This is a genomic window from Curtobacterium sp. MCLR17_058, assembly GCF_003234705.2.
Classification (GTDB): Bacteria; Actinomycetota; Actinomycetes; order Actinomycetales; family Microbacteriaceae; genus Curtobacterium; species Curtobacterium flaccumfaciens.
On sequence record NZ_CP126262.1, the window covers coordinates 434,875 to 460,442 of the forward strand.

The 25,568-nt window shown below is 70.7% G+C and carries 24 protein-coding genes; 14 read left to right on the forward strand and 10 right to left on the reverse strand.

Going from position 1 to position 25,568, the window contains the following annotated elements; genetic code table 11:
- Positions 1–6 precede the first annotated feature (6 nt).
- Both DEJ11_RS02195 and DEJ11_RS02200 read left to right on the forward strand, forming a co-directional pair.
- Positions 7–522: a helix-turn-helix domain-containing protein gene (locus tag DEJ11_RS02195; protein WP_111029679.1), complete on the forward strand. Its 516-nt coding sequence runs from the start codon at positions 7–9 to the stop codon at positions 520–522.
- Entirely contained in the window at positions 519–869 is a 351-nt protein-coding gene (locus DEJ11_RS02200; RefSeq protein ID WP_111033041.1) for a HepT-like ribonuclease domain-containing protein, read from the forward strand. The genes DEJ11_RS02195 and DEJ11_RS02200 overlap by 4 nt, the downstream gene beginning before the upstream one ends.
- Before the next feature lie 177 nt (positions 870–1,046).
- Here the strand turns inward: DEJ11_RS02200 and DEJ11_RS02205 are convergent, their stop codons facing one another.
- The 6 genes from DEJ11_RS02205 to idi form a co-directional block, all read right to left on the reverse strand.
- Complete coding sequence (locus DEJ11_RS02205) at positions 1,047–2,150, reverse strand: substrate-binding domain-containing protein (protein WP_110864942.1); 1,104 nt, start codon at positions 2,148–2,150, stop codon at positions 1,047–1,049.
- A gap of 61 nt (positions 2,151–2,211) precedes the next feature.
- Positions 2,212–3,504, reverse strand: a complete 1,293-nt coding sequence (gene mmsB / locus DEJ11_RS02210; protein ID WP_111022693.1) for a multiple monosaccharide ABC transporter permease — start codon at positions 3,502–3,504, stop codon at positions 2,212–2,214.
- Complete coding sequence (mmsA, locus tag DEJ11_RS02215; protein ID WP_111104781.1) at positions 3,501–5,024, reverse strand: multiple monosaccharide ABC transporter ATP-binding protein; 1,524 nt, start codon at positions 5,022–5,024, stop codon at positions 3,501–3,503. The genes mmsB and mmsA overlap by 4 nt, the downstream gene beginning before the upstream one ends.
- An 848-nt stretch (positions 5,025–5,872) precedes the next feature.
- Positions 5,873–6,892: a LacI family DNA-binding transcriptional regulator gene (locus DEJ11_RS02220; protein ID WP_017886425.1), complete on the reverse strand. Its 1,020-nt coding sequence runs from the start codon at positions 6,890–6,892 to the stop codon at positions 5,873–5,875.
- Between the two features lie 116 nt (positions 6,893–7,008).
- Positions 7,009–8,058 carry a magnesium and cobalt transport protein CorA gene (locus DEJ11_RS02225; protein ID WP_111022694.1) on the reverse strand — a complete coding sequence of 350 codons (1,050 nt, stop codon included), beginning with the start codon at positions 8,056–8,058 and terminating at the stop codon, positions 7,009–7,011.
- A 245-nt stretch (positions 8,059–8,303) separates the two neighbouring features.
- Positions 8,304–8,846 (reverse strand): isopentenyl-diphosphate Delta-isomerase, encoded by a 543-nt coding sequence (gene idi / locus DEJ11_RS02230; RefSeq protein ID WP_110864939.1) that lies wholly within the window; start codon positions 8,844–8,846, stop codon positions 8,304–8,306.
- Positions 8,847–8,867: 21 nt separating this feature from the next.
- Here idi and DEJ11_RS02235 point away from each other — a divergent pair, with 21 nt between their 5' ends.
- From DEJ11_RS02235 to DEJ11_RS02265, 7 genes are all read left to right on the forward strand, one after another.
- The gene (locus DEJ11_RS02235) at positions 8,868–9,926 is read left to right on the forward strand and encodes a polyprenyl synthetase family protein (RefSeq protein WP_071404931.1); all 1,059 of its coding nucleotides are present in this window, start codon (positions 8,868–8,870) and stop codon (positions 9,924–9,926) included.
- The gene (locus DEJ11_RS02240) at positions 9,923–10,861 is read left to right on the forward strand and encodes a phytoene/squalene synthase family protein (RefSeq protein WP_111104736.1); all 939 of its coding nucleotides are present in this window, start codon (positions 9,923–9,925) and stop codon (positions 10,859–10,861) included. The genes DEJ11_RS02235 and DEJ11_RS02240 overlap by 4 nt, the downstream gene beginning before the upstream one ends.
- A complete protein-coding gene (gene crtI / locus DEJ11_RS02245; protein WP_111104739.1) occupies positions 10,858–12,498 on the forward strand; it encodes a phytoene desaturase family protein in 1,641 nt (546 codons plus the stop codon). The genes DEJ11_RS02240 and crtI overlap by 4 nt, the downstream gene beginning before the upstream one ends.
- Positions 12,498–12,830, forward strand: a complete 333-nt coding sequence (locus DEJ11_RS02250; RefSeq protein WP_027464925.1) for a lycopene cyclase domain-containing protein — start codon at positions 12,498–12,500, stop codon at positions 12,828–12,830. Before crtI ends, DEJ11_RS02250 begins: the two co-directional genes overlap by 1 nt.
- Complete coding sequence (locus DEJ11_RS02255) at positions 12,827–13,261, forward strand: lycopene cyclase domain-containing protein (RefSeq protein ID WP_181440706.1); 435 nt, start codon at positions 12,827–12,829, stop codon at positions 13,259–13,261. Before DEJ11_RS02250 ends, DEJ11_RS02255 begins: the two co-directional genes overlap by 4 nt.
- Positions 13,258–14,184, forward strand: a complete 927-nt coding sequence (locus DEJ11_RS02260; RefSeq protein WP_071404934.1) for a prenyltransferase — start codon at positions 13,258–13,260, stop codon at positions 14,182–14,184. The genes DEJ11_RS02255 and DEJ11_RS02260 overlap by 4 nt, the downstream gene beginning before the upstream one ends.
- Positions 14,185–14,257: 73 nt before the next feature.
- Positions 14,258–15,301, forward strand: a complete 1,044-nt coding sequence (locus DEJ11_RS02265; protein ID WP_027464923.1) for a Gfo/Idh/MocA family protein — start codon at positions 14,258–14,260, stop codon at positions 15,299–15,301.
- A gap of 170 nt (positions 15,302–15,471) precedes the next feature.
- Here DEJ11_RS02265 and DEJ11_RS02270 read toward each other — a convergent pair whose 3' ends face one another.
- A complete protein-coding gene (locus DEJ11_RS02270; RefSeq protein ID WP_111104745.1) occupies positions 15,472–16,212 on the reverse strand; it encodes an MBL fold metallo-hydrolase in 741 nt (246 codons plus the stop codon).
- Between the two features lie 63 nt (positions 16,213–16,275).
- Here DEJ11_RS02270 and DEJ11_RS02275 point away from each other — a divergent pair, with 63 nt between their 5' ends.
- From DEJ11_RS02275 to DEJ11_RS02290, 4 genes are all read left to right on the forward strand, one after another.
- Positions 16,276–16,791, forward strand: coding sequence for a hypothetical protein (locus tag DEJ11_RS02275; protein WP_111022700.1), 516 nt, complete (start codon positions 16,276–16,278; stop codon positions 16,789–16,791).
- 4 nt (positions 16,792–16,795) lie between these two features.
- Entirely contained in the window at positions 16,796–17,827 is a 1,032-nt protein-coding gene (locus DEJ11_RS02280) for a YihY/virulence factor BrkB family protein (protein WP_111104748.1), read from the forward strand.
- Between the two features lie 61 nt (positions 17,828–17,888).
- Positions 17,889–18,380 (forward strand): DedA family protein, encoded by a 492-nt coding sequence (locus DEJ11_RS02285; protein WP_111104750.1) that lies wholly within the window; start codon positions 17,889–17,891, stop codon positions 18,378–18,380.
- Positions 18,381–18,390: 10 nt separating this feature from the next.
- Positions 18,391–19,086 (forward strand): SDR family oxidoreductase, encoded by a 696-nt coding sequence (locus DEJ11_RS02290; RefSeq protein WP_111104753.1) that lies wholly within the window; start codon positions 18,391–18,393, stop codon positions 19,084–19,086.
- Between the two features lie 18 nt (positions 19,087–19,104).
- Here DEJ11_RS02290 and DEJ11_RS02295 read toward each other — a convergent pair whose 3' ends face one another.
- Positions 19,105–20,736: an ABC-F family ATP-binding cassette domain-containing protein gene (locus tag DEJ11_RS02295; RefSeq protein WP_111104756.1), complete on the reverse strand. Its 1,632-nt coding sequence runs from the start codon at positions 20,734–20,736 to the stop codon at positions 19,105–19,107.
- A 274-nt stretch (positions 20,737–21,010) separates the two neighbouring features.
- Here DEJ11_RS02295 and DEJ11_RS02300 point away from each other — a divergent pair, with 274 nt between their 5' ends.
- On the forward strand, positions 21,011–21,436 hold the full coding sequence (locus tag DEJ11_RS02300) for a DUF3151 domain-containing protein (protein WP_111039402.1): 426 nt from the start codon (positions 21,011–21,013) through the stop codon (positions 21,434–21,436).
- Positions 21,437–21,525: 89 nt separating this feature from the next.
- Here the strand turns inward: DEJ11_RS02300 and DEJ11_RS02305 are convergent, their stop codons facing one another.
- Together DEJ11_RS02305 and DEJ11_RS02310 are read right to left on the reverse strand one after the other, a co-directional pair.
- On the reverse strand, positions 21,526–24,591 hold the full coding sequence (locus DEJ11_RS02305) for a glycoside hydrolase family 2 TIM barrel-domain containing protein (protein WP_111104762.1): 3,066 nt from the start codon (positions 24,589–24,591) through the stop codon (positions 21,526–21,528).
- A complete protein-coding gene (locus DEJ11_RS02310) occupies positions 24,588–25,523 on the reverse strand; it encodes a carbohydrate ABC transporter permease (protein WP_027464914.1) in 936 nt (311 codons plus the stop codon). Before DEJ11_RS02310 ends, DEJ11_RS02305 begins: the two co-directional genes overlap by 4 nt.
- Positions 25,524–25,568: the final 45 nt, after the last annotated feature.

Here is a 25,568-nt window from a genome sequence, read left to right on the forward strand (position 1 = left end):
TGCAGCATGTCCGCTGTTCCCCCACGGTCCGCCCCGCCACTGTCGGCCGCGGTGCTCATCCGCGACGCCCGTGAACGCGCCGAACTGACCCAGGTCCAGCTCGCCCAGCGCGCCGGCGTCACGCAGAGCGTCATCAGCACGTACGAGAACGGTCGGCGCGAACCGTCGCTCGCAGCCCTGCAGCGGATGCTCCGTGCGGCGGGCTTCACGACGACGATCGACCTGCAGCCGGTCGAGGAACCCCCGCCGCTCCTCGAGCGCGTGGTCGCGGCCCGGCAGGACCTCCTCGAGATCGTGCAGCGGTTCGGCGGGCGGAATCCCCGCATCTTCGGCAGCGTCGCCCGGGGTGAGGACGGTCCGGACAGCGACGTCGACCTGATGGTCGACGTCGACGCGGGGCTCGGCATCTTCGCGCTGATGCGCATCCAGGACGCCGCCGAACGGTTGCTCGGGGTCCGGGTCGACGTGGTCGACGCCGCGGGCATGCGCCCAGGGGTCGTCCGGACCGCGGTGCCGCTGTGAGTGCCCAGCCCGGCGGTGTCCGCCGTGCCGTTGCCGACCGCCTCGACGACGTCATCCGGGCGTGCGAGGCGATCCGGCGCTACATCGACGACGAGCGGGTGCCCGAGGACCTGGTGCACGACGCGGTCCGGATGCGCCTGGTCGAGATCGGTGAGGCGGTCCGGGTGCTCCCCGCCGGGGTCACCGCGAGCGAGCCCGGCATCCCGTGGTCGCGCGTGTCCGACCTGGGGGAGCGGCTGACCCGGCGGTACTTCGACACGACGCGCGCGCTGGTGTTCGGCACCGCCCGCACCGACGTCCCGCACCTCGCCGACGCCGCGCGCCGGTTGCGCGCGGCCCACCCCTGACGGACGCGGGCGCGGACCGGACGCGGCCACGTGCCCTGGGCGGACCACACGGCGGACTGGAGGCACGGATCACGACGTGCACCGAGCCTCCCGTCCGCCGTGTGGCCGGCCCCCGGACGACGCAGGACGGCCCCGTCTCGCCGAGGCGAGACGGGGCCGTCCGTGGTGCTGGGGAGATCAGCCCTTCTTGGCGAGCTCCTCGAGGGTGTCGTTGCCCTTGTAGGCCTCGACGGCGTTGTCCTTGGTGACCAGGACCGGCGTGAGCTCGATCGCGGGGACCGTCTTCTTGCCGTTGTAATTGTTCGTCTTGTCCATCTTCGTGTCGGGCTTGTCGCCCTTCGACAGCGTGGAGACGAGGTCGACGGCCGCCTGGGCCTCCTTCGACGTGTCCTTGAAGATCGTCGAGTACTGCGTGCCCTGCATGATGAGCGGGATGGACGCGGTCTCCGAGTCCTGGCCCGTCACGACGGGGTTGTCCTTGCCGGCGGCCTTGGTCGCGGTGAGGATCGCACGGGCGAGGGTGTCGTTCGGCGACAGGACGCCGTCGAGCTCGGTGTCACCCGTGTAGTACTGCGAGAGCAGGTCGGTCATGCGCGACTGGGCCTTCTGCGCGAGCCAGCCCTGCGTGACGACCTTCTGGAACGTGGTCTGACCGGAGACGACCTTGATCGTGCCGTCGTCGATCTTCGGCTGCAGGACGTCCATCGCACCGTTGAAGAACACGGTCGCGTTGGCGTCGTCCGGCGAACCGGCGAAGAGCTCGACGTTGTACGGCTTGTCGCCCTTCTTCTCCTCGAGGCCCTTGAGCAGCGCCTCGGCCTGGAGCTGGCCGACCTTGAAGTTGTTGAACGCCACGTAGTAGTCGACGTTCTTCGTGTTCAGGATGTTGCGGTCCCAGGCGATGACGACGGCGCCACGGTCCTTGGCGGACTTGACCTGCGCGGTCAGCTGCGAACCGTCGGCGGCACCGATGATGACGGCCTTGGCGCCCTTGGTGATCATGCCCGAGATCTGCGACTGCTGGTCGGGCACCGGGTTGCCGGCGTTGGCGTACTGGATGTCGGCCTTGAAGCCGGCGTCCTCGATCGACTTCTTGAACGCGGCGCCCGCGAGGACCCAGTTCTGCGAGGTCTTGGCCGGCAGGGCGACGCCGATGAGGTCGCCCTTCTTGATGGTGCTGGTGCTGCCGGCGTCGTCGGACGAGCCGCGTGCCGAGCAACCGCTGAGGGCGAGGCCCGCGATGAGCGCCAGGCTGAGGCCGGCGACGATCTTCTTGCGCATGTGAGTGCTTTCTCTTCGTTGAGGAGGTGTGGGGCCGAGGCCCCGGTGTGGGGAGTTGGGACTAGGGGAGGGTGATCTTGTCCGGCTGGTCCTCGATGGACCGCGGCTGCTGGGCGGCCACCGTGTTCTGCTCGGTGTCCTTCCGCTGGAACTGCCGCATCATGCCGCCGATCAGCGACGGGCGTCCCTGCGACTTCGAGTAGACGTCGAAGGCGACGGCGACGAGCAGGACCAGGCCGCGGATGATCTGCACCTGGTTCGACTCGAGGCCCATGAGCTGCAGACCGTTCGACAGCAGCGCCATCACGAGACCACCGATGATCGAGCCGGAGATCGTGCCGACACCACCGGCGACCGCCGCGCCACCGACGAACACGGCGGCGATCGCGTCGAGCTCCCAGCCGGTGCCGTCCGCGGGGCCCGAGGCGCCGGAGTAGGCGACGAACACCATGCCGGCGATCGCGGCGAGGACCGACATGTTCATCATGACGAAGAAGTTGACCTTCTTCGCGGAGACACCGGACAGGACGGCGGCGTTCGCGTTGCCACCGACGGCGTAGACCTGGCGACCGAAGATCGTGTTCTTCGTGACGAAGCCGTAGACGATGGTCAGGACACCGAGGATGATCGCGACGATCGGGACCGAGGTGCCGACCGGGCCGGCACCGAACAGGTACGTCGCGACGAGCGTGACGGCGACCAGGATGCCGGTGCGGACGATCGAGACCCACAGCGGCGGGACCTCTGCCTGCATCTTCCGGCGGCGGGCGCGGCCGCGGGCCTCGATGATGATGAGTGCGAGGATCGTGACGAGCCCGATGAGCAGCGTGCCGTTGCTGTAGCCGAAGTCGGGGCCGAAGTCACCGAGGAAGCCGGCGCCGATCGGGGTGAAGCCGTTCGGCACGGGGACGGACGTCGAGTTGCCGATGATCTGGTTCACGCCACGGAAGATGAGCTGACCGGCCAGCGTCACGATGAAGGCCGGGACCTTCACGAACGCGACCCAGAAGCCCTGCCACGCACCGATCAGGGCACCGCACGCGAGACCCAGGATGATGGCGGCCCACACCGGGAAGTCCCACACGGCCATGGACTGCGCCACGACGATGCCGACGACCGCTGCGACCGAACCCACCGACAGGTCGATGTGCCCCGCGATGATGACCATGACCATGCCGAGCGCCAGGATCAGGATGTAGGAGTACTGCAGGAACAGGTTGATGACGTTGGTCGGCTCGAGGATGAGCCCGTTCGTCGTGATCGAGAAGAAGATCAGCAGCACGATGAGGGCGATGATCATGCCGTACTGGCCGATGCTGTTGCCCTTGCCGAAGAGCAGTTTCAGGTTGTTCATGAGGCGGTGGCGCCCTTCCGCGCGGAGGTCATGCTGCGCATGAGCGATTCGGGATCGGCCTGGTCGGCCGGGAGGTCAGCGGTGATCTGGCCCTCGAAGATGGTGTAGATCCGGTCGGAGAGACCGAGGAGTTCGGGGAGCTCGGACGAGATGAGGATGATGCCCTTCCCCTCGGCCGCGAGCTGCTGGATGATCCCGTAGATCTCGAACTTGGCGCCCACGTCGATGCCGCGGGTGGGCTCGTCGAGGATCAGGATGTCCGGGTCGGTGAACATCCACTTGGACAGGACGACCTTCTGCTGGTTGCCACCAGAGAGCTTGCCGACGTTGTCCTCGACGCTCGGCACCTTGGTGCGGAGCATCTTGCGGTACTTCTCGGCGACCGAGTACTCCTCGAGCGAGTCGACGACACCGAGCTTCGAGATCTTCTGCAGGTCGGCGGCGACCGTCGAGCGTTTCACGGTGTCGAGCAGGTTCAGGCCGAGCGCCTTGCGGTCCTCGGAGACGTAGCCGAGGCCGTTCTCGATCGCCTGCTGGACGTTCGTGACCTTGATCTCGCGGCCGTCCTTGATGATCTGGCCGTCGAGCCAGGTGCCGTACGAGCGACCGAACAGGCTCATCGCGAGCTCGGTGCGTCCGGCGCCCATCAGGCCGGCGAAGCCGACGATCTCACCGCGGCGGACGTGGAAGTTCGAGGCCTTGCAGACCAGGCGCGACGAGTCGAGCGGGTGCTGCACGGTCCAGTTGCGGACCTCGAAGAAGGTCTCGCCGATCTTCGGGGTGCGGTCGGGGAAGCGCGACTCGAGCGAGCGGCCCACCATGCCGCGGATGATGCGGTCCTCGTTGACGCCGTCCGCCTTGACGTTGAGCGTCTCGATGGCCTTGCCGTCGCGGATGATCGTGATCTCGTCGGCGATCTGCTCGATCTCGTTGAGCTTGTGGCTGATGATGATGCTCGCGATGCCCTTGGCCTTCAGCCCGACGATCAGGTCGAGCAGGTGCTGCGAGTCGTTCTCGTTGAGCGCGGCGGTCGGCTCGTCGAGGATCAGGAGCTTGACGTCCTTGTGCAGGGCCTTCGCGATCTCGACGAGCTGCTGCTTGCCGACACCGAGGTTCTTGATCTGCGTGTCCGGGTCGTCGGCCAGGCCGACGCGGGCGAGCAGGTCCTGCGCACGCAGCTGCGCGGCGGTCCAGTCGATGCGCCCGAAGCGGCCCGGCTCGTTGCCGAGGAACAGGTTCTCGGTGATCGAGAGCTCCGGGATGAGCGCCAGCTCCTGGTGGATGATGACGATGCCGGCCTGCTCGGACTGCTTGATGTTCGAGAAGCGGACTTCCTCGCCCTCGTAGACGATCTCGCCGCTGTAGGTGCCGTACGGGTAGACGCCCGACAGGACCTTCATCAGGGTCGACTTGCCGGCGCCGTTCTCGCCGCAGATCGCGTGGATCTCGCCGGCGCGGACGCTGAGGGAGACGTCGGCCAGCGCCTTCACGCCAGGGAACTCCTTGGTGATCGAGCGCATCTCGAGGATCGTCTCGGGTGCGGTGATCGACCGGGTCTCGAGGCCGGTGTCGATCGGGGTTGACGCCACAGTGCATCTCCTTCTGCCGCTTCGGTGCGGCAGTGTGTTCGGGTGGTTCTGCTGCGGCAGCGAAAGCACAGGGGGCCTGTGTGGACTTCGTTGTCGCGTCCGGATCCGGCTCGGTGTGACGCTCATGTGAACGGTCACATCGGCTGGACGGAGGCAATTTACGCACAGCCTCGGTGCGGCTGTCAATTCGGATTGGTCGCGTTTTCGTAACGGCGTGCGTGATCCGGAGGGAACGTCCCCCGGGTTGGGGCCAGGGGGCTCGGGAGCGCGCGTTTCGTTGCGCGAATCCGCATGCGCGGACGGGAGGCCCGTGGCGGGCCCGCCACGGGCCTCCCGTCCGCTTCGTGGTCGCGTCCGGAGCCGCGCTCGCCTCGTCGGAGCGGGCGTGCCTGGCGCTTCCGGGCGTCCCTGGTCGGAAGTTCGTGGCAGGTATGCCCGTTTGTGGCAGGTACTGCGGGGCGGCCGGGTGGTTCCGGGCGTACCTGGTCGTTCCGGGCGTGCCTGGTCGGAAGTTCGTGGCAGGTACGCCCGTTTGTGGCAGGTACTCCGGGGTGGCCGGGTGGTTCCGGGCGTACCGAGACGTTTCGGGCGTCCCCAGTCGTTCCGGGCGTACCTGGTGTCTTCGGGCGTACCTGGTCGGAAGTTCGTGGCAGGTATGCCCGTTTGTGGCAGGTACTCCGGGGGCGCCGGGTGGTTCCGGGCGTGCCGGGTGTCTCCGGGCGTCCCTGGGCAGAAGTTCGTGGCAGGTACCCCGGTGCGCCGGACCAGCCCGAGGTGCGTCAGCGCGTACGGGGCGCGCTGGTGGAGGCGCGCACGACCAGCTGCGGGACGATGTCGATCGGGCGGAGCAGTTCGCCCTCGCTCGGCAGCAGCAGGTCCACGCAGCGCCGCCCGAGCTCGGCGAAGTCGACCTGCACCGTGGTGAGCGGTGGCCAGAAGTGCTTCGCCTCGGGGATGTCGTCGTAGCCGACCACGGACAGGTCACCCGGGACGTCGAGCCCGTACGAGCGCGCTGCGTGCATGACGCCGAGCGCCATCTGGTCGTTCGAGCAGAAGATCGCGGTGCAGTCCCGCCACCGCAGCAGCTCGCGGCCGGCGTGGTAGCCGAAGTCGGCGGTCCAGTCGCCCAGGATCGGCGGCGCGACGGCCATGTCGCGGTCGGACATCTCGCGCAGGAACCCCTGCATGCGGGCGTCGGCCTCGATCCAGTCCTGCGGTCCGGCGATGTGCCGCACGTACTCGTGACCCAGGTCGAGCAGGTGCGCGGTCGCGAGTCGTGCGCCCTCCATCTGGTCCACCCACAACGCCGTCGGATCCTCGCCGACGCTGGCGCGCATGGTGACGTAGGGGGTGCGGATACCGAGCTCCGCGATCAGGTCGAAGACCCGCTGCTGGGGCGCGATCACGACGATGCCCTCGACGTCGAGGTCGAGCAGGTGCCCGAGTCCCTCACGCACGGCGGCGTCGGTCGCCTCGGCGATGTTCGCCGTCGTGACCGAGTAGCCGCGGAGCATCGCGGCGTCCTCGATCGCCTGCAGCGCCACGGCGGGACCGTAGTGGGCGCGGCGGGCCGTCAGGACGCCGATCGTGTGGGTCCGGCTCGTGACCAGGGCGCGCGCGGCCCGGTTCGGCCGGTACTGCAGCTGCTCCATGGCCGCCAGGACCTTGTCGCGTGTCTCGGCCCGGATCGCGTCCGAGTTGTTCAGCACCCGCGAGACGGTCTGGTGCGAGACGCCCGCGATCCGTGCGACGTCACGGATGCTGGGCGAACGCGGTTGCTGTGTCCGCGATGACGCCATTGCTGCTCGTTTCCGCCCGGGTGTCGTGGCACATCGATGTGCACGTTCACATCCGGGCCAGATCATTATGCACGTCCGGCGGATCGACGCCACCTGTGCGCCGATCCGCCGTCCGCTCAGAGCCAGTTGCGCTTGCGGAAGATCGCCCAGAGCACGCCCATCAGCAGGAGCATGCCGAGGATCGCGACCGGGTAGCCGTAGTGCCAGTGCAGCTCGGGCATGTGGTCGAAGTTCATCCCGTAGACACCGGCGATCAGGCCCGGTGCGAACAGGATCGCCGCCCACGACGAGATCTTCTTGACCTCCTCGCCCTGGCGGTGTGCTGCCCGGGCGAGTTGCCGGCTCTCCTCACCCTGGGCCAGGCTCGCGCTGGTCATCCGGCGCATCGCCTCGTTCTGCTCCTGCGACACCAGGGTGGCGTGCAGGGTCAGGGCGTTCTCGAGCAGGGCGCGGAACGAGTCGACCCGCTCGGTGACACGGAGTGCGTGGTCGTGCACGTTGCGGAGCCGGTGCTGCACGTCGTCGTCGACGCCGTACTTGTCGGCACCGCGGAGCAGCCCCGTGACCATCGCCGGCACCGGGGTGGTGGCCCGCTGGAACGCCAGGACCTCGCTGAGCAGCTGGTAGATGCGCTTCGAGACCCCGGGGTCGACCTGCCCGGCGAACAGCTGGTCCTCGATGGCGTCGATCTGCTCCTGCAGCACCTGGACGACGGGGCCGTAGCCGTCGACGACCTCGTCGAGCACGGCCGCGGTCACGGCCTCGGACCCCTTCGCCAGGAACTCCGGGTCCGCCTCGACCTGTGCGCGCAGCACCGCCAGGTCGGGTCGTGCGGCGTGCCGGACGCTCACCACGAAGTGGTCGCCGACGAACAGGTGCACCTCGCCGAACTCGACGGTGCCCTCGGACGGGTCGAACCAGGCCGGCCGGAGCACCAGGAACAGGGTGTCGCCGTAGCGCTCGAGCTTGGCGCGCTGGTGTCCCTTGCGGGCGTCCTCGACGGCGTTCTCGTGCAGGTCGAACTCGGCGGCGACGGCCTCGAGCTCGTGCGGGTCGGGCCGGAGCAGCCCGATCCACGTCAGGTCGCCACGAGCCGGGCGCGACAGGGTCGACGGAGACTCCACGCGGCGTCCCCGGACGTAGATCGCGTTGTCGATCAGTGCCATGTGCGTGCTCCTTCGGTGGGGAGCAGGCGGGCGCGATGGCGCCCCGAGGCGAGCCGGGGCGGGGCAGGGTCAGCGAGCGGGCGCGACGACCGACACGGGCGGCCGGCCCGATCGAGGATGGTCACCCGACATCGCGCCTCACCTGCCCTTCTCGTCTCGTCGTGGCGGCGCCCAGAGCGCTGCCGACGGTCGAGCGTACGCCTGCGGCGCGGGTCGGACAACCCGTCGCGGCAGGCGCAGGAGCGTCAGCGCGTGACGTGCAGCCCGGCGGTCTCGAGTTCGGCGAGCTGCCACCCGAGCCACGGGCTCCAGGCGAACGGCGCGCCGGCGACGGCCTGTCTGAGAGAGTCCTCGGACACCCATGCCCACTCGGCGACCTCGTCGTCCGCGGGAGCCGGAGTGTCGTCGGTCACGGCACGGAAGACGGGGCAGACCTCGTTCTCCACGATGCCCGAGGCGTCGACCGCGCGGTACCGGAACTCCGGCAGCACGACCTCGACGTCGCGTACGGTGATGCCGAGCTCGCGAGAGGCCCGACGGCCGATGGCGTCCTCGAAGGACTCGTCCGGACCGGGGTGGCCGCAGAAGGTGTTCGTCCACACCCCCGGCCAGGTCTTCTTCGACAGTGCTCGTCGGGTCACCAGGACGTCGCCGTCGGTGTTCCGGACGTGGCACGAGAACGCCAGGTGCAGGGGCGTGTGGGCTGTGTGCACCGTGAACTTGTCCGCCGTGCCGATCGGGGTACGGTCGTCGGCCAGGAGGACCACGGATTCAGGGAAAGCGTTCATCTGTGTCGATAGGTTAGGCCAATGAGCGAGGAAGCGACCACCGTGCCGCACATCGACCTCGCGCTCGTCGACGACTGCCTCGAGCGCTTCTTCGCCGTGTCGTCGGCACGCGCCGAGCGCTACGGCCGACCGTCCGAAGAACTGTGGCGGGTGCTCCGCAAGGCGAGCATGGGCGGCAAGCGCTTCCGTCCCCGCATGGTCATGACCGCGTACGCCGGCATGGGCGGCACCGACGTGCACGCAGCCGCCAACGTCGCTGCGGCCTACGAACTCCTGCACACCGCACTGGTGGTGCACGACGACGTCATCGACCGTGACTGGTCGCGCCGCGGTCAGCCGAACGTCGCCGGGTCGTTCCGTGACAACGGGACGACGGGCGGCCTGCCGCTGCCGACGGCCGAGCACCGGGGGATGAGCGCCGCGGTCATCGCCGGCGACCTGGCACTCGCTGGTGCGCCCCGCTTCATCGAGGCTGCGGGCGTCGACGGCACCCGTCGCGAGCGGTTGCTCGAACTGCTCGACGAGGCGGTGTTCGCCAGCGCTGCCGGCGAGATGACCGACGTCGACCTGGCACTCGGCGTGATGCCGACGGTGGACGAGGTCCTGGCGATGGAGCGGGCGAAGACGAGCGTGTACTCGTTCGAGGCCCCGCTGCAGTCCGGTGCCGTCCTGGCCGGCGCCGACGAGGAGATCGTCACCGCCCTCGGGGCCTTCGGTCGCGAGATCGGCATCGCCTACCAGATCGTCGACGACCTGCTCGGGGTCTTCGGCGACGAGACCATGACCGGCAAGACCGTGCTCGGCGACCTGCGCGAGGGCAAGCGCACCATGCTGATCGCGTACGCGGCGACCACCGACTGCTGGCCGGACCTCGAGCCGTACCTCGGCGACCCGGACCTGACCGAGGCCCGTGCGGACGAGGTCCGTGCGACCCTGGTCTCCTGCGGTGCACGCGGCGCCGCGGAAGCACGCGTCGCCGACCACACCGCACTCGCCCGGGCCGAGCTCGCCCGGCTGCCGTACGACCTCGCCGACCGCCTGGAGGCCCTCGTGACCGAACTCGTGGAGCGCGCCCGGTGACCCACAGCACCACCACGGCGACCGGGTCCCGTCCGGCTCGCCTCCAGCTCTACGACGCCACGGCCGAGGCCGCGTCGGGTGTCGTCATCGACCGGTACTCCACCTCGTTCGGCCTGGCGAGCCGCATGCTGGCCCGCGACACGCGCGAGCACATCCGGAACGTCTACGCGCTGGTCCGCGTCGCCGACGAGGTCGTCGACGGCCCCGCGACCGAGGCCGGGCTCGACCGCGAGCTCGCCCGCACGGTGCTCGACGAGCTCGAGGCCGACACGGAACGGGCCATCGCGCTCGGCTTCTCGGTGAACCCGGTCGTCCACGCCTTCGCCCGCACCGCCCGTGCCACCGGCTTCGGTGCCGAGCTCACCGCCCCGTTCTTCGCCTCGATGCGCATGGACCTCGACCGCACCGAGCACGACGACGCCTCGTTCGACGCGTACGTGTACGGCTCCGCCGAGGTCGTCGGCCTGATGTGCCTGCGCGCGTTCGTGTACCGCGCCGGTCGGCCGACGTTCGACCAGGCCGAACTCGTCGCCGGTGCACGTGCGCTCGGCGCCGCGTTCCAGAAGGTGAACTTCCTGCGTGACCTGCACGCCGACTTCGAGGTGCTCGGTCGCTCGTACTTCCCGGGCGTCGACATCCGGTCGTTCGACGAGGCCACGAAGGACCGCCTGGTCGCCGACGTGCAGACCGACCTCGACCACGCCGCACGGACGATCCGGCTGCTGCCGGCCGACGCCCGCAACGCCGTCGGACTCGCGCACGCGCTGTTCCAGGAACTCAACGACCGACTCGCGCGCACCCCGGCGAGCCGCCTCGTCACGACGCGCGTGCGCGTCCCCAACCCGGTGAAGGTGCGCCTCGCGGCGCAGGTCCTCGCCGGACGCGCACCGCTCCGGTCGCGCGTCACCACCCACCGGCCGGGAGGCTCCTCATGACCCCGCCCCGCGCCTCCCGACCGACGACGGTCGCCACCACCACCCGGCGCAAGGTGCCCGCACGCCGCGCGGTCGTCATCGGCGGCGGCATCAGCGGCCTGGCGGCCGCTGCGCTGCTCGCACGCGACGGCTTCTCGGTGACGGTGCTCGAGCAGCGCACGCAGCTCGGCGGCCGTGCCGGTTCGTGGGAGCAGGACGGGTTCCGGTTCGACACCGGGCCGTCGTGGTACCTCATGCCCGAGGTCTTCGACCACTTCTTCCAGCTGCTGGGTACGTCGGCCGAGGCCGAACTCGACCTGGTGAAGCTCGACCCCGGCTACCGCGTCTACAGCGAGGGCCACGACGAGCCGATCGACCTGCGTGCCGACGCCGAGGCCAACATCGCGCTGTTCGAGTCCATCGAGCCCGGTGCCGGCGAGCGGATGCGGAAGTACCTCGCGTCTGCCGAGGACACCTACACGATGGCCGTGCGCCGGTTCCTCTACACGAGCTTCCAGGACCTCACGAAGCTCGCCGCACCCGACGTCCTGCGTCGTCTGCCCAAGCTCGCGCGCCTGCTGCTCGAGCCGCTCTCCACCTTCGCCGAAACCGCGGTGCGCGACCGTCGCCTGTGGCAGATCCTCGGCTACCCGGCGGTGTTCCTCGGCACGAGCCCGTACGCGGCACCGAGCATGTACCACCTGATGAGCCACCTGGACCTGGCCGACGGCGTGCTCTACCCGAAGGGCGGCATCACCGAGGTGATCTCCGCCGTCGAGCGGGTCGCCCGGGCCGAGGGCGCGAAGATCATCGCCGGTGCGAAGGTCGAGCGGATCGTCGTCGAGGACGGCGTCGCCACCGGGGTCGTCCACCGCGACCGCGACGGCGTGCAGCACACGGCCCCCGCCGACCTCGTGGTCAGCGCTGCCGACATGCAGCACACCGAGATGCAGCTGCTCGAGCGTGAGCACCGCACCCACGGCGCCGACCACTGGAAGAAGCGCGACCCGGGCCCGAGCGCGGTGCTCGTGTACCTCGGCATCGACGGTCCGACGCCGGGCCTGCTGCACCACACCCTGATGTTCACCGCGGACTGGAAGGCGAACTTCGGCGCGATCTTCGGCGACGACCGGCACGTGCCGGACCCCGCCTCGATCTACGTCTGCGCCCCGTCCGAGACCGACCCGAGCGTCTCGCCGCCCGGCACCAGCAACCTGTTCATCCTGGTGCCGCTGCCCGCCGACCTGTCGATCGGCAAGGGCGGCATCGACGGAGCCGGCGACTACCAGGTCGAGCAGATCGCCGACCGTGCCATCGACGTGCTGGCCGAGCGCGCCGGGGTGCCGGACCTGCGCGACCGCATCCGGGTCCGACGGACGATCGGCCCGCGCGACTTCGCCGACGACCTGAACGCCTGGAACGGCTCGATGCTCGGCCCGGCGCACACCCTGAAGCAGAGCGCGTTCTTCCGCGAGAAGAACGCGTCGAAGAAGGTCGAGGGGCTGTACTACGTCGGTGCCTCGACGATCCCGGGCATCGGTCTGCCGATGTGCCTGATCAGCGCCGAGGTCCTGCTCAAGCGCATCCACGGCGACCGGAGCACCGAGCCGCTGCCGACGCCCCTCGGGGCCCCGCGGGACCGGACCGAGACCGACTGATGCCCGGGGTCTACCTCGCCGGCCTGGTGGTGTCCCTGGTCGGCATGACCGTGCTGGACGCCCGCTTCCGGCTGTTCTTCTGGCGGGCACCGTGGCGGGCGGCTGCCGTGATGGTCGTCGGCGTCGCGTTCTTCATGGTGTGGGACGTCGCCGGTGTCGCTGCCGGCATCTTCTTCATCGGGCCGCAGAACCTGCTCACCGGGGTGCTCCTGGCGCCCGAGGTCCCGCTCGAGGAACTCTTCTTCCTGCTGCTGCTCTGCTACTCGACGATGGACCTGGTCGGCTTCGTCCGGCCCCTGGTGCAGCGGGCGACCGATCGGCGGCGCGCGTGAACGGCACCGGGGCGTACGCCCTCCTGGCTCTGCCGTTCTTCGGCGTCACGGCCGTCGTGGCCGTGGTCGCCGGCGTCGTCGCCGCCCGCCGGGCCCGTGCGGCGGGTCGACGGCCCGCCGTCGGGCGACGGGTGGCGGTGCTCACGTCCGTGATCGCCGGCGTCGCGTTGCTGGTGATGACGATGGTGTTCGACAACGTCATCGTCACGCTGCGGATCGTCGCGTACGACCCCTCGCTCATCAGCGGTGCGAAGATCGGTGCGATCCCGGTCGAGGACCTCGCCTACGCGATGTCCGCCATCGTGCTGCTGCCCAGCCTGTGGGTCCTGTTCGACCGGACGGGCGCACGCGACCGGACCGGCGCACGCGACCGGACGGGCGCGCGCCCCGCGCTCGGCCCGACCACAGCACCAGCAGAGGACATGAAGTGAACGCCAGCACCGCCTCCAGGCCGTCGACCCTGCGCGCCCTGTTCGTGTCGTCGCGCCCGATCAGCTGGGTGAACACCGCCTACCCGTTCGGCGCCGCGTACCTGCTCGGCAGCGGGGTCGGCGTCGAGGGCGGCGGCGGGTTCTCGCTCGTCGCGTTCCTGGTCGGTGTCGTGTACTTCCTGGTGCCCTACAACCTGGCGATGTACGGCATCAACGACGTCTTCGACTACGAGTCCGACCTGCGCAACCCGCGCAAGGGCGGCGTCGAGGGCGCCCTGCTCGACAAGAGCGTCCACCGCACCACGCTGTGGGCCGTCGTCGTCACGAACGTGCCCTTCCTCGTCGCGCTCGTGGTGCTCGGCGCGGTCAGCGGCAACGGGCCGTGGTCGTGGCTCGTCCTGGCGATCAGCGTGTTCGCGGTGATCGCGTACTCGGCACCGGGGCTGCGGTTCAAGGAGAAGCCGTTCCTCGACTCGCTCACGTCGAGCACCCACTTCGTGTCGCCGGCGATCTACGGCCTCGCCCTGGCGGGCCCGCACTGGACCGGCGAGCTCGTCGCCGTGTGCATCGCGTTCTTCCTGTGGGGCGTGGCCTCGCACGCGTTCGGTGCCGTGCAGGACGTCCTGGCCGACCGTGCCGGTGGCATCGGCTCCGTCGCGACCGTGATCGGCGCCCGGGCCACCGTCCGCCTGGCCTTCGTCGCCTACCTGGTCGCCGGCGTCGCGCTGCTGTTCTCGGCGTTCCCGGGGCCGATCGCCGCGATCGTCGTCATCCCGTACGCGCTCAACGTGCTGCCGTGGTGGAACATCACCGACCAGGGCGCCGAGGCCGCGAACGCCGGGTGGAAGCGCTTCCTCTGGATCAACTACCTGGCGGGCTTCATCGTCACGATGGCACTCATCGCGTACGCCTTCACGCACTGACAGACTGGACGCACGCACCGCGGCGTCCGTGGTGCGTCACCAGTCACGACGGCAGTCACGAAGGAGTGCGCGCATGAGCGTCCGGATCATCCACGTCGGTCTCGGAGGGTGGGGCGGCAACTGGGCCCGCACCGCCATCCCAGAGGTGTCGGAAGTCCAGGTGGTCGGGATCGTCGACCCGTCGGCGCCGACGCTCGAGGCCGTGCGGACCGACCTCGGGCTCCCGGCCTCCGCGGCGTTCGGGTCCCTGACCGAGGCGCTCGCCGCGGTGGAGGCCGACGCCGTCGTCATCACCGCCCCGGCCGTGACGCACGTGCCGCTCGCGCTCGAGGCCCTCGACGCCGGCAAGCACGTCCTGGTCGAGAAGCCGTTCGCCAACACCACCGACGAGGCCGTCACCGCGGTCCGTCGCGCCGAGGAGCTCGGCCTGGTGCTGCAGGTCAGCCAGAACTACCGCTGGTACCCGGCACCGCGGGTCGTGCAGGAGATGCTCGAGGCGGACGTCGTCGGCGAGGTCTCCGCGATCAACGTCGACTTCCGGCAGTGGGACAACGACCAGCCCGCCGAGACGTACCCGCACTACCGGTTCCCGCACGCGATGATCAACGACATGGCGATCCACCACTTCGACCTGCTCCGGATGATCACCGGGCAAGAGGCCGTCCGGGTCTTCGCCAAGGCCAGCTACCCCGCGTACAGCAAGTACCAGGACGAAGCGGTCGCCTCGATGATCATCGAGCTCGACGGCGGCACGGTCGTCAACTACCGCGGCAGCTGGCTGAGCCGCGGCCCGCGCACCGCCTGGGCCGGGGAGTGGAGCATCGAGGGCGAGGACGGCGAGCTCTGGTTCACGAGCCGCGATGGTGAACCGAACGCGGTCGACGGCGACCGGGTCACCGTCCGCCGCACGCAGGACGACGTCGCCGAGCCGGTCGAGCTGCCCGTGCTCGCGCACACCGACCGCCAGGGCGGGCTGCAGGCGTTCGCCCGATCGGTGCAGGGCGGCCCCGCCCCCGAGACGAGCGGTCGTGACAACCTGCGGAGCCTCGCGCTGATGGAGGCCGCCGGCCGCTCCGCGGCGTCCGGTCTGCCCGAGGACGTCGTCGTCCCGTCCTGACCGCGACCACCCTCGGCCTGGAGGCGCGGGGCGGGCCCGCACCGTGCCTCCAGGCCGGCCCTGGTCGCGTCCACCGCGTCAAAGCGACAGTGGGTTGCGGAACATTCGCGGCACACTGTCGCTTTCGCGAACCAGACCCGGTGCGGTCCGCCTGATCTGTCGCTCGCGCGTCAGGCGGCGCCGGCCACCCGCCGCGCCTGCGCGACGGCCCGCCGCACGCCGAGCGACCAGCCCGGCCCGTGGCCGGGCAGCACGTGCTTCGCCTCGGTGTCCGCGAGCCGGTCGAGCGACGCGACCGCCGTGTCGACGTCGGAGGTCGCCGCGGGTGCGACGATCCGCGGTCCGATCCCGCCCGTGTACGGGTCGAAGGTGACGAGCGCGTCCCCGGCGATGACGGCGTCACGGTCGGCGAAGTGCAGTGCCACGTGGCCGTCGGTGTGCCCCGGGGTCTCGATGATCCACGGGTTGCCCGGCACGTCGGCGCGGTTCTCCATCGGTTCGGTGTCCGCGATGCCGTCGACCGTGACCGCACCGGCGAGCAGCATCCGGCCCAGGGGGCGCAGACCACCCGGGTGGAGCGCCACGAACCCGAAGCGGTTCGTCTGCGGCCGGTACGAGTACGGGTGCGCGGCGAGGTGCCGATCGCCCGGGTGGACGAACACGGGCGTGCCCCAGTCGCGGTGCATCCGTGCGGCGGTGCCGACGTGGTCGAAGTGCCCGTGCGTGAGCAGGAGCCCCTCGACCTGGTCGGGCGTGTAGCCCAGGTCGTGCACGGCGAGCTGCAGGTGCGGCCATGCGGCGGGCAACCCCGCGTCGACGACGAGCAACCGATCGCCGGTCTCGACGAGGTACGTGTTGGTGTGTGCGATCTCGAGGCGGTGGATCCCCTCGGCGGCGTCCCGGAAGAGCATGTGCGGCACGGTAGACGCGGCCTGCTGGGCACGATCCCGGGTGGGACGTGTACGAAATGGGGAATGGCCAAGGACAGTCTGCCCGAGCTCGAACTCGCCAACGTGCGCACCCGCGAGGGCATCACGGACACCGTGACGGAGCTGAAGCGACGCGCGGACCTGCCCGCCCGGACGCGGCTCGCGGTCGCCAAGACGAAGCAGCGGTGGCACCGCGACCCCACGCCGCTGGTGGCGATGGGCATCACTGGGCTGACCGGTGTCGCGGCGATCGTCCTCGGCATCGCGCTCCGGAACAAGCCCGCTGGGCACCTGGCTCAGCCGCCGGCGAACTCGGCCTTCACGGCGCTGCTGCCGTTCGGCGCGCGTGGCGACGCCCCCTCGGCGAAGGAGCAGGCGCAGGCAGGTCGCAAGGGCCGGAAGGCGCGGGCCAAGGCTGCCGAGGAAGCCCTCGAGCGTGACCCGGCACACCGGGGCCGCGTGAAGCAGCAGGTCGGCATCGCCGCGGTGCAGCGACGCGCGAACAAGAACCGCAAACAGGCGGTCAAGCGGTCGAAGGCGGCCGTGAAGGCGAGAGGCTAGTCCCATGGCGCACGAAGAGCAGAAGCCGGACCCGGACGACTCCCGGAAGCCCGACAACCCCACCGACCTGAAGAAGCCGACGCTCGTCTACACGCTGAAGAAGACGCTGCGCGAGTTCACGAGCGACCAGTGCACCGACCTGGCGGCGAGCCTGACGTACTACTCCGTGCTCGCGCTGTTCCCCGGGCTGCTGGCGGTCGTGTCGCTGCTCGGCCTGGTCGGACAGGCCGACAGCACGATCAAGACCCTGCTGCAGATCATCGGCAACATCGGGTCCGACCAGGTCGTGGACCTGATCAGGGAGCCGCTCGAGGGGCTCGTCCGCTCGCCCGCCGCCCCGATCACGTTCATCGTCGGTGTCGTCGGCGCCCTCTGGTCGGCCTCCGGCTACGTCGGCGCGTTCGGCCGTGCCATGAACCGGATCTACAACGTCCGTGAGGGCCGCCCGATCTGGAAGCTCCGCCCGACCATGCTCGGCGTGACCGTCACCACCGTCGTCCTGCTCGTGGTCGGTCTGCTGGTGCTGGTGAGCGCTCCGCTCGCCCGCAGCTTCGGCGACGTCATCGGCCTCGGCGACGTGGCCGTCACCGTCCTGTCGATCGTGCAGTGGCCGATCCTGCTCGTCATCGCGATCATCGTCGTCGCGGTGCTCTACTACTGGTCGCCGAACGTCAAGCAGCCGAAGTTCACCTGGGTCAGCGGCGGCTCGATCCTGGCGCTCCTCATCTGGATCATCGCGAGTGTCGGCTTCGGGTTCTACGTCGGGAACTTCTCGAACTACAACGCCACGTACGGCTCCCTCGGTGGGGTCATCGTGTTCCTGCTGTGGATCTGGATCACGAACAACGCCCTGCTCTTCGGTGCCGAGTTCGACGCCGAGATCGAGCGGGGTCGCGAACTGCAGGCCGGCATCCGCGCGGAGGAGGACATCCAGCTCCCCGAGCGTGACACCCGCCAGATCGAGAAGCAGGACGAGAAGCGGGCGCAGGACGTGCTCGAGGGCATCCGCATCCGCCAGGGCGTCGACAACGACTGACCGCGGTTCGTCCGACCACCGCTGACGGGCGCTCTCCGGGTCGGGGCGCTACGGTGCGAGCGTGCCGTCCTTCCTCGAGGGGCTCCCGTTCCGGTGGCTCGTCCTCGCGCTCTTCGTGATCGTGTTCTGCCGTGCGCAGGCCACGTACTGGGTCGCGCGGCTCGCGGTGACGGGGGCGTCCCGATCGCGGTGGGGCGGCTGGCTGCGGTCACCGGCGGTCCGCCGCGGTTCGGCGCTGCTGGACCGCTGGGGATTGCCGATCGTGACGGTGAGCTTCGTCGTGGTCGGCCTGCAGACGGTGATGAACGCCGCAGCGGGGCTGGCACGGGTCGCCTGGTGGCGGTACACGATCGCGATGGTGCCGGGGTGCGTGGCATGGGCGTTCCTGTACGCGACCATCGGGCTCGCCGTGTTCTGGGCGGTCGTCGCGGCGCTCGCCGGCTCGCCGTGGGGCATCGCAGCGCTCGTGGGTCTGGTGGTCGTCGCCGGCGTCGCGCTGACGGTCCTGCGTCGTCGTCGCGACCGCACAGGAGGCCCGGCCCGGCTTCCGTAGGCTGGCATCCGTGACGACAGACCAGCTCCAGAACCGTCCGGTCGCCCTGGTGACCGGAGCCACCCGCGGCATCGGCCGCGCGATCGCCGCCGACCTCGGCCGCACCCACCACGTGCTCGTGGGCGGCCGGTCCGCCGACGCCGTGGACGCCCTCGTCCAGGAGCTGCCGAGCGCGGCGCCGTTCGTCGGTGACCTGGGCGCGGGCGAGGTCCCCGCGCTGCCCGATCGGCTCGACGTCCTCGTGCACTCGGCCGGTGTCGAGCAGGGCACCACCGTCGCCGACACCCCGCGCGCAGTGTGGGAGCAGGTCTTCGCGACGAACGTGTTCGCGGTCGCCGAGCTCACCCGGCTGGCGCTGCCGGCACTGCGGGCAGCCCGGGGCATCGTCGTGCCGATCAACAGCGGCTCCGGGTTCCACTCGGGCCCCGGTGGTGGGGTGTACGCGGCGTCGAAGTTCGCGCTGCGGGCCTTCGCCGACGCCCTGCGCGAAGAGGAGCGGGCGAACGGCGTGCGGGTGTCGAGCGTGCACCCGGGCCGGACCGACTCGGACATGCAGCGGCAGCTCGTGGCGAAGCTCGGGGAGTCCTACGACACCGACTACTACCTGGCACCCGAAGACGTGGCCGCCGCGGTCCGCACCGTCGTCGACCTGCCCGAGCGCGGCACCGTCGAGTCGCTCGCGATCCGGCCGACCCGACGGCGCTGACGTCCGTCCCTCGACGGGTCACCGCAGCTCGATCCGTTCGTCGAGCTCGAGCCGTTCCAGGAACGTCTCGTCGTGGCTCACCACGACGAGTGCTCCCCGGTAGGCCCGCAGCGCGTCCACGAGCTGGTCGACGCTCGTCAGGTCGAGGTCGTTCGTCGGCTCGTCGAGCACGAGCAGCTGCGGCGGCGGGTCGGCGAGCACCAGGGCCGCCAGCGCCACCCGGAACCGCTCGCCGCCGGACAGGTCACCGGCCGGGCGGTCGACGGTGTCCCCGCGCACCAGGAACTTCGCCAGCCGGTTGCGGACCTCGGCGACGGGCACGTGCGGGGCGTCCCGGCGCACGTTGTCGAGCACCGTGGCGGAGTCGTCCAGGCTGTCCTTCCGCTGCGGCAGGTACGCGATCCGGTCGACGTGGGCGACGGCCGTGGTCTCGGGCAGCGGGTGCTCCCGCGCGGCGGAGTCGCCGACGAGCTGCTCGAGCAGGGTGGACTTGCCGACGCCGTTGTCCCCGGTGACGGCGATCCGTTCCGGCCCCTGCACGATGACGTCCCGTCCGCGGACGGTCACGGTGGCGATCCGACGCGAGGCCGGCACGTCCGGGTCGGGCAGGGTGACGTGGATCGACTCGTCGTCGCGCAGGCGGAGCTCGGCCTCGCGCTTGGTGGCGAGTGCGGCGGCTTCGTCGTCCGCGTACCCGACGCGCAGTCGACCGGCGGTCTCCTGCGCCTTCTTCCGCTGCTCGTTCGCCAGGATCTTCGGCATCGAGCGGCCCGCTTTCTCGCCGGCCTTCGCACGTCGGGCGATCTTCGTCTCCGCCTCGATGCGCTGCCGCTTCTCGGTGCGGTGCCGCTGTTCAGCGACGCGGACCTCGCGCTCGACGGCCGCCTGCTGCACGGCCAGGTGCTCCTCGAACGCGCTGAACGTCCCGCCGAACACCGTCATCGACCCGGCGCGGAGCTCCACGGTCTCGTCGACGTGCTCCAGGAGTTCCCGGTCGTGGCTGACGACCACCAGGGTGCCGCGCCAGTCGTCGACCAGGTCGAGGAGCAGCCCGCGGGCCCGGCGGTCCAGGTTGTTCGTCGGCTCGTCCAGGAACACGATCGGCCGCGCGCGCAACCGAACTCCGGCGACGGCCACGAGCACCGACTGCCCGCCGGACAGCGTCGACACCGGCCGGTCGAGGTCGGTGCCGTCGAGCCCGACCCGGTCGAGCACCGCGGCGGCCCGTTCCTCCAGGTCCCAGTCGTCGCCGACTGCCTCGAGCTGTGCGGCCGTGGCGTCGCCGGCCAGGACGGCCCGGAGCGCGGTGAGTGTGGGCCGGACGCCGAGCAGGTCGGCGACGGTGTCGTCCTCGCTGGCGTGGGCCCACGCCGCCGGTTCCTGATCGACGCGCCAGCGGCGATCAGGCCGTGCCGGTGGGGAGAGGCGCTGCGGCAGGTGGTCGACGGGACCCGACGTCGCGATGCTGCCCGACGTGGGGTGGAGCCGGCCGGTCGCGAGCCGGACCAGCGTGGACTTGCCGGCCCCGTTCCTCCCGACCAGGCCGGTCCGGCCACGTCCGAACGCGGCGGTGAGGTGGTCGAGCGCGACGGTGCCGTCGGGCCAGGCGAAGGTGACGTCGTGCAGGACGACGGACGGACTGGTGGGCATGGGGGTGTCTCCCGGTGTCGATGCTGGGCGCACGACACCGAGGCCACCGCGGTGCGGTGGAGCGCCCGACGGGGCGCGCGATCACGGTGTCAGCGCGTGGGCTGAGCGGTACCGGTGATCGACAGCAATCCGTGTGCTTCCGTCGGGGGACCCCCGTGTCCGCCATCCGTTCCGCCGGTCGGTCTCCCGCCCCGGCGGCCCCGCGATGACGACGAGGTGACCTCCACGGTAATCCCGTGACACGGGCACCCGCAAGGGATGACAGGCTGGGGGCATGCCGGAGAACCTGTTGCCGACCCCGTCGTCGAACCCCGAGACCCTGCTGCCCGCCGAGCCGGAGGTGACCGCCGCGATCGAGGCGGAGGCCCCCGTCGCCAGCGTGGTGGTGTCCTACCCGTCGTCGAGCCTGGCGTGGGCGCTGCTCGCCGACGAGGCGTGGGCGCGTGGCGCGACCCTCGAGTCCTACGCGTACGCCCGTGTCGGGTACCACCGTGGGCTCGATGCCCTGCGCAAGGCCGGCTGGCGCGGTGTCGGCCCGGTGCCGTGGTCGCACGAGCCCAACCGTGGCGTGCTGCGGGCGCTGTTCGCCCTGCGGCGTGCGGCCGAGGCGATCGAGGAGCCGGGTGAGGCCGAGCGCCTGACCGACTTCCTGAACGCGAGCGACCCCGAGGCCCTGCGCGCCCTGTCCGCCGGCGCGTAGCTCCCGCACGCAAAACACCGGTGTTCGCACTGCACGCCGCGGGATGCGGGTGTGCAACGTGCGAACACCGGTGTTTTGCGCGTGACCGCCTAGCCCAGCAGCACGCTCCAACTGAAGGCCTGCGGCCAGAGCTGGTGCTCCGGCAGCACGTCGAGCCCGCACGCCCGGCTGCCGAGCCCGTGCTGCGCAGCGTCGAGGTACAGGTACAGGTGGTCGGACGTCGGCAGCTCGTACGGGTGCTCGGCGCGGTCGATCTGCTGCGCGGTCCACGGCGACAGGGTGAACCCCGCACGGTGCGACCCGACCGTCGCCACGGTGAACGGCCCGACCGACAACGAACGCAGCGATGGCCGGTGCCCGGTCTCCTGCGGCCGCGAGTACTCCACCCCGAGCGACCGCACCGGCGCGGTGAACCGGCCGACACGGGCAGCGTGCGAGGAATCGGCGTACGACTCCAGCGGTCCGGTCCCGAACCAGGTGGCGTCCGCGTCGGCCAGCGACGCCGGCAGGTCGAACCGCACCCCGATCCGCGGCCACGTGACGTCCCAGGCGCCGAACGGCACGGCGTCGGTCTGCAGCACGAGTCCGTCGGACGTCAGGGTCCAGCGGTGCGTGACCTCGAGGCCCCACCCGCTGTTCGCCGCCGCCACGCGGACGCGCTGCTCCAGACCGGAGTCGGTCCGCGACACCGACACCAGCCGGTGCGTCAGCCGGTCCAGCCCTCGGTCGCGCCAGCGCGTCGCTGACGGGGGAGCGGTCGGGTCACCGACCCCGTGCGTGAGCACCGGGTCCGCGGTCTCGTAGCCGCCCTGTGACGCCAGGCTGTCGTTGTCCGTCGGTGCACGCCACAGCTCGAGGCGGGGCCCGGCGACCTCGTGGCCCTTCCAGGAAACCAGGTCACCGCGGGCACTGAAGGTGCCGTCACCCAGGTGGTCGCCGTCCCACCCCTGCCGGGAGGCCCGTGGTGCGTCCGCCGAGCGCGCCGCGACGAGCCGCTGGGTGCGTGCGACGACGTGGCCGGTGTCCGCCCACGCGGTCGGCCCCGCCAGTTCCACGGTCAGGTCGAACCAGAGCTCGTCGCCGGGTGCGAGTTCGGACGTGGCCGCGTCGAGCACCTCCGCGGGCACCGGGACCGTCGCGGACTCACGGGCGGCGACGATGCCCGTGGACAGGCGCCCCGAGGCTTCGACGACGCCGTTCCGCGACAGGGTCCAGCAGAGCCGGAGCCCGGCGGTCGAGGCCGAGTGGTACCGGTTCTCGACCAGCACCGTGGTGTCCGAGACCGCCAGGCGGATCGGGGCCACGACGGCGGCGAACTCGGCGAGCCCCGGTGTCGGGGTGTCGTCGGGCAGTACCAGGCCGTCCATCACGAAGTTGCCGTCGTGCACGACCTCGCCGAAGTCCCCGCCGTAGGCGTAGTAGTCCTCGCCGGCGGGCGTCTTCGCGAGCAGGCCGTGGTCCCGCCACTCCCACACGAACCCGCCGTGCAGCCGCGGGTACCGGTCGACCAGGGCCTCGTACTCGGCGATCTGCCCGGGGCCGTTGCCCATCGCGTGCACGTACTCGCAGTGGATGAAGGGCTTCGACCGCTGCCGTGCGGCCTCGGCCGGGCCGCAGCCGAGCAGGGGCGTCGGGGTGCCGCCGCCGATCGACTCGGTCTCCTGCAGCGTCGGGTACATCCGCGAGTAGACGTCGGTGTACTCACCCGTGTAGTCGCCCTCGTAGTGCACGGGGCGCTCGGCGTCGCGGTCGTGCACCCACTGCGACATCGCCGCGAGGTTCCGACCGGTGCCGGACTCGTTGCCGAGCGACCACATCACGATCGACGCGTGGTTCTTGTCGCGCTCGACGGTGCGGGCGATGCGGTCGAGGTAGGCCTCGGCCCACGCCGGGTCGTCGGAGGGGTTGCCGACCCAGTCGGTGAACAGGAACCCGTGGGTCTCCAGGTCGCACTCCAGGATCACCCAGAACCCGAGCTCGTCGGCCAGGTCGAGCACGCGGGGGTGCGGCGGGTAGTGCGAGGTGCGGATGGCGTTGACGTTGTTCCGCTTCATCAGCGCCATGTCGGCGCGGGCGTGCTCCTCGTCGAACACCCGGCCGCGCACGGGGTGGGTCTCGTGCCGGTTCACGCCGTGGAACACCACGCGCTCGCCGTTCACCAGGAACCGGTCGCCGACGATCGACACGGTGCGGAACCCGAGTCGGAGCGAGACGGTCTCGCCACCGGCGCCACCGGCGGCACCGCCCGAGCCGACGGCCGCGCCGGCCGCCGCGAAACCCGTCGACAGCGTCGCGTCGTACAGCTTCGGCAGCTCGGCACTCCACGGCTCGACGCCCTCGACCTCGATCGGCGCGACGTCGTCCGCCGTGGCCCAGGTGACGTCGACGCCCAGGTCGGGCACCGAGAACCGCACCGGGAACACCGCGTCGAGCGTCGGGAACGTGATCGTGCCGGTCCCCGTCTCCGGCCGTCCCGACGCCGCGGTGCCCGCCGACGCAGCCGTGCCGAGCGTCGCTCGCCAACCGGCACGCACGAACACGTCGTCGATCGGCGCCGTGGGCCGGACGAGCAGGGTGACGTCACGGAAGATGCCCGGCAGCCACCACTGGTCCTGGTCCTCCAGGTAGGACGCCGCCGACCACTGGTGCACCCGGACCGCGAGCTCGTTCGCTCCCGGGCGCACAAGCTCGGTGACGTCGAACTCGGTCGCCAGGCGCGAGCCCGTCGACCACCCCACGAGCGTCCCGTTCAGCCACACCCGGAAGTGCGACTCGACCCCGTCGAACCGCAGCAGCACCCGGCCGGTGCCGTCGAGCGACGACGGCAGCTCGAACGTGCGGCGGTGGTCACCGGTCGGGTTCTCCTCCGGCGGGTGCGGCGGGTCGATCGGGAACGGGTACTGCAGGTTCGTGTAGCTCGGTGCGCCGTGCCCGTGCAGCACCCAGTGCGACGGCACCGGGAGCTCGCCCCAGGCCGGGTCGTCGTCCTCCCCACCCTCGGTCGCGAAGTCCTCGGAGACCGAGGCGACGGGCGACCACCGGAACCGCCAGTCCCCGTTCAGCGACAGGGACGGGGCGTCGGTGTGCAGCCAGGCACGGGGTGCCAGCCGCGAGTCGGAGCCGGGTGCGGTGGACGAGAGTGCGGAGTGGGTCAACCCTTGACCGATCCTTCCGTGAGGCCTCCACGCCAGAAGCGCTGGAGGACGATGATGGCGATGACGAGCGGGATGACCGAGACGAGCACCCCGCCGGTGGTGAGCTGGTAGAACTCCGGCAGGCGGTCGACCTGCGAGCGCCAGTTGTTCAGACCCAGTGTTATCGGGTACAGCTTCTGGTCTGCCAGCATGATGAGCGGCAGGAAGAAGTTGTTCCAGATCCCGACCACCTGGAACAGGAACACGGTGACGAGCGCCGGGGTCATCTGCCGGAGCACCACGGTGTGGAAGATCCGCAGTTCACCGGCACCGTCGATGCGTGCCTGTTCGAGCAGGGTGGTGTCCACCGACGCGGCGGCGTACACCCGGCACAGGAACAGCCCGAACGGCGACACCAGGCTCGGGATGAGCACGCTCCAGTACGTGTCCGTCAGGCCCATCGACGAGAACAGCAGGAACAGCGGCAGTGCTGTCGCGGTCCCCGGCACGAGCACGCCGCCGAGGATCGTGCCGAACACGAACTGGCGCCCCCGGAAGTCGTACTTCGCCAGCGCGTACCCGCCGGCCGCGGCGAAGTAGGTCGCCAGGACGGCACCGACGCCGGAGTACAGGATGCTGTTCGCGATCCACCGGACGAAGATGCCGCCGTCGTAGGTGAACACCTGCTGCAGGTTGCTCCAGAGCGCGAACTCGCCGCCGAACCAGAACCCGTTGGTCGAGAACAGCGCGCCCGTGGTCTTCGTCGCCGCGATGACGACCCAGTACAGCGGGACGATGAAGTACAGCGCGACGACGACGAGGATCCCCGTGACGACGATCTGCGAGCGCGGCGACCGGTCGAGCTTGCGGCGCTGGTGCGCCGAGATCGACGTGGTGTCCACGGGGACGGCGGTCTTCGCCGTGGCCGGCGCTTCGATGGCTTCGCTGGTCATGCGTCGGCCCCCTTCGTTCCGTTCTGCAGACCGGACCTGGCCTGG